The sequence below is a fragment of the Psychroserpens mesophilus genome, from assembly GCF_050617655.1.
Classification (GTDB): Bacteria; Bacteroidota; Bacteroidia; order Flavobacteriales; family Flavobacteriaceae; genus Psychroserpens; species Psychroserpens mesophilus_A.
Window position 1 is genome coordinate 1 of the sequence record NZ_JBODQC010000024.1, and the last position, 4112, is coordinate 4112.

Consider the following 4112-nt stretch of genomic DNA (forward strand, 5'->3'; position numbering starts at 1 on the left):
GTAATGCTTGGTAAAATGCAAACATTTTATTTCCGTATTGCTCGCATCTGAGTGAGATTCCGCTATTACTTGTAACGGTCTTGTGTATGAAACGTAGCGTATAAAAAGACACTAACTTTTCGGGTTTAGCACGAGCCGAATTTTTTATTTTTATGTTTAATTTTCTTTTCTAAATATAACCAAATAAAAAATTTGGCGTACTTTGTAAATATACAAAAACCTTTGGGAAAGCCTATAATAGCTATGTTTTATACACGTTGTTGTGCATAGTGCTTTTCACGTTCAGCTTGGTTTTCCGATGTTTGTTATTTAGTTCATATTTGTGCGTTGGCAAGACATACTCTTTTGCAATTTTTGGCTTGTGTGGTGGCTTAAGCGAATTGCAAATGTGTATGGCTTTTAGCGTTGGCTTTTATACAAAATCCAATGGTTCAAAATCAACATCTGCATTTGAAACCGCATCATATATTCTAAATATTCCATCTTCTAACCAAACAACTTTAATGTTTTCGGCAGTACAAAACTCAATTAAACTAACTTCTGGCTTTTGAGAATAAACTAAAAATTCTTTTATGTCCTCATATTCCATTTGTCTGTTGACAATAGAAAACTTATAGTATTTAAGCTGACCAACTCCTTTTATGGTCTGTTTTTCTTGGTCAGACATTGAGCTTAAGATGGTTTTAATTTCAAATACTAAAGCTGTTTCTTCCATTGTTGATAAACAATCGAATTTTCCTTCATAAAGTTCAAATGCTCTTTCTTCACAGAACAATCCAAGACGTCTAACAATTTCTTGATGTTCCGATAAGCGTTGTTGACGAATTCTTATTGATTCTGTATAATCTATACTTACCGTAGAAATTGTATTAAAAATTGGGTCAACTGCAATTGTGTCTGAACTTACAGCTCTGTATTGTGAATAAGGAACTCCTTCTGGATTTGTTGCATCAGGTGGTATTTCTGTAGAAATTTCATCTTCTGTGATTACTATTCTACCTATTGGAAAAGCATTGTTTCCTCTTCTTGCGATATCTCCTAATTGTTCTGCAATTCCGGGAAGTATTTTAACAGCATTTCTACCCATTGATTCAGAAGTTCCTGTGGATTCAAGAATTTCGTCTAATGTTAATTCTGAAAGGTCAATTATCCTTTCATATTCTTCAATTGAATCATTTTCAGCTTCGAGAGCAAGCATTAATTTTTTTGTCTCTATTCCAGGTTTGTCCTGCACGAGTTTTAATAAGATTCTATAAGGATGACTTATTTCTCCATCTGTTCCCTCTAATCCTAATTGTAAAAATGAATTTTTCCATAACTCTCTTTTTACTTCTTCATTTGGTGCAGAAAGTAATTGAATAGCTTGTGAACTTAAACTTCCAGATTTGTCTTCAAAAACGGTTAAAAATCCAAGAAGTTCAAATAATCTTCTTATATCTCTTGCAACCGTTAAGTAACCTCGATTTGCTTTTGGTTTTTCTTCCTCTAAAGCAAGAAATTCGTCAATAGTTAAAGATTTATCTCGATATGTGTAGATTTCATTCCTTGTCAAAAGCTCTCCAAAATTTTCATCTTTAAGAGCTGTTTCCTCATCAATTAGCTGTTTTATAGCTAATAGAGCGTTAAATATTTTGGTAAGGTCATTAAATTGATGCGGAAAATTTTTCATTGAATTAGCAAAAGTTAAATTTCTGCTAATATACCATTTGTATTAATTTCTATTTCAATTTGATTATTAACATTTAATTCTTTTAATCGATTATTTGCGATTTTGATGTAGTCTCTGTTTTTTTCGAAAGCGATAAAGTTTCTGTTATTTTTTATAGCACTAACGCACTCACTACCAGAACCACCAAAAGGAATAAGAACTAAATCATTTTCGTTTGAGAAGTGTTTTATTATTCTGTCGCAAATTGCTAATGGTTTTTGAGTTGGATGGTCAACTTTTTCGTTTGCGAATCTTTTACCTGCTAATACAGGAATATTCCATACATCTCCAGCGTGTTTTCCGTCAGGATGTGGCGTCCAAACTTTGCCGTTTTTGGTTATTTTATTCTTTAATCTTTCTTTGCTTTTATAAGGTTCTCTTATTTGATGATAAGTGTAATCATCTGTTTTTGAAAACCAAAGTATAGGTTCATAATTTGCCGATGGCGAATTTTTATAACCTGAAAAACTGTTTTCATAATGCCAAATTATTTGCCTTCTGTATTTTAAATCTTTTTGATATAGATAAACGTGAAGATGACATAAATAATGGTGTATTCCATATATGAAAATTGAACCTGTTGGTTTTAATTTTGTAATTGCAACATCAAGCCATTTTTTAGACCATTTTATCCATCCATCTACATCATTCCAATTATCGGAAGAATTTCCAAAATCCTTGTTTAAATTGTATGGTGGGTCAGCGATTATTAAATCAATAGAATCATTGTCTAATTTCTGCATTTGCTTTATACAGTCTCCGTAATGTATTTTGTTGGTCTCAATCATCTTTCTTGATATTTTGGAATATTAAAACATTTTGATGGTGCATATTTGGTACGAATGAAAAAGGATAACCGTAAGGATAAATACTTTTGTGTCTTTGATATAATATTTTAATCCCTTTTAGCACAAAATTTCCTTTTTTCTCCAACGCATTGGCTAAATCAGCGTGAAATGTGTAGTATTTTTCTTTTTTTCTAAAATCGCTTACAATTACGCACATATACTTTCCAGACTTTAGAGGTCTTGAACAGTCGTTGAAAAACTTTGCAAGTGTTGAAAGGAATTTATCATAATCTTCAATATTTGCTAAATCCTCATTATTCTCACTATACTTATGGTCTAAATCATTATCAATTCTCTCTTTTCCTTTATGGTCAACGGTTTCTAAAATGTTCCAATAAGGCGGACTTGTTGCAATAAAATCAATTTCGTTTTTTTTGAATTTTTTAATTTCTTTTTGACTGTTTCCGTTTATTAAATTTTGCTTGGTTTTTAATGGAAAATCGTCAGGAACTTCCAATTCAATTCGTTGTAATCCTAAATCGTGGTATTTAGGATTTAATTCAATTCCATAACCTATTCTATTATTGAAAGCACAAGCCTTTACTGTTGAAGCAACGCCAGAAAATGGGTCAAGAACTATATCATTTTCTTTAGAAAAGAATTGAATAAGTCTGCCAACATCTTGAAAAGAAAAAGGTGCAGGATGCTGTTTTTCTATTTGTGCATCTTTATTTCCAGCCCCTAATCCTTTTTGACTGAAAACCGTTATTGTTTCTGGCAACCATTCTTTTGCTGTCAAATCATTTAAACCATTATTCAATGCAAAAGCTGATTTCTCGTTCGGAAATAAAATTGCGTTAGCTTTTTCAACATCTCCTTTAGAATGAAATAAGGCAACTTTTTCCCAATCCTCGATAAATCTGTTGGGTATTCTCAACTCAACTCTATTTTCAAAAATCTTTTTCAGTTTAGTTTTTGCAAGTTTATTCTGTTTAGTCTCCTCAACAGGAACAACTTCTTTTCTTTCTTTTTTATATAGTTGGTATTTCATCAATTATTTCTTCTCGTATTTCATTTGTTCTTCAGCTACTTTAAGGGCATTCATTCCTTCTTTTTCGTCTTTAACTATATCATAAACCTTTGAGCCAATCCACAAAGCTTCTAATTCCGAAAATGAACAATTGAAGGTCTTGCTTAAAGTTTTCAGGTGTTCACGTTTTAAAGGTTTTTGGTCGCTTTCAACTTTACTTAAAAATCCATCTCCGATTTCAAGTATTGAAGCAAGTTGCCTTTGAAACATTCCATTTGATTCTCTTAATTCCTTGATTTTCTGTCCAAGTGTCATTTTACCAAATTTAGACTTGACTAATTATGGTCAAATGTAATTAATTTAATTTGAAATACAATTTTTTGCGGTGGGAAATTTTAGCTCTTTTGGTTTTTAGAGCGTTGGAAGTTGGTGTAGGCAAAAACCAAATGTGCTAAAATATGCGGTTGGCTTTTTTAGTTCGAATGTTCAATTTTAGCTCGATTTCCGCATGTCTTGTCCTGAAATATGGCTACAGGTTAAAATTGATTTACGCTGTTTTTAAATATATCATATTCGGTGTTTTATA

General features: G+C 31.6%; 4 protein-coding genes. All 4 read right to left on the bottom strand.

Features of this window, described 5'->3' with window-relative positions:
- Nucleotides 1-412: 412 nt before the first annotated feature.
- Genes ACRHNM_RS16105 through ACRHNM_RS16120 form a run of 4 tightly spaced genes read right to left on the bottom strand, consistent with a single transcriptional unit; the run spans nucleotide 413 to nucleotide 3841 of the window.
- Nucleotides 413-1669, bottom strand: coding sequence for a hypothetical protein (locus ACRHNM_RS16105; RefSeq protein ID WP_431137664.1), 1257 nt, complete (start codon nucleotides 1667-1669; stop codon nucleotides 413-415).
- 14 nt (nucleotides 1670-1683) lie between these two features.
- The gene (locus tag ACRHNM_RS16110) at nucleotides 1684-2496 is read right to left on the bottom strand and encodes a DNA-methyltransferase (RefSeq protein ID WP_431137665.1); all 813 of its coding nucleotides are present in this window, start codon (nucleotides 2494-2496) and stop codon (nucleotides 1684-1686) included.
- On the bottom strand, nucleotides 2489-3547 hold the full coding sequence (locus ACRHNM_RS16115; protein ID WP_431137666.1) for a DNA methyltransferase: 1059 nt from the start codon (nucleotides 3545-3547) through the stop codon (nucleotides 2489-2491). Before ACRHNM_RS16115 ends, ACRHNM_RS16110 begins: the two co-directional genes overlap by 8 nt.
- Nucleotides 3548-3550: 3 nt before the next feature.
- Nucleotides 3551-3841 carry a helix-turn-helix domain-containing protein gene (locus ACRHNM_RS16120; protein WP_431137667.1) on the bottom strand — a complete coding sequence of 97 codons (291 nt, stop codon included), beginning with the start codon at nucleotides 3839-3841 and terminating at the stop codon, nucleotides 3551-3553.
- Between the last annotated feature and the right edge of the window lie 271 nt (nucleotides 3842-4112).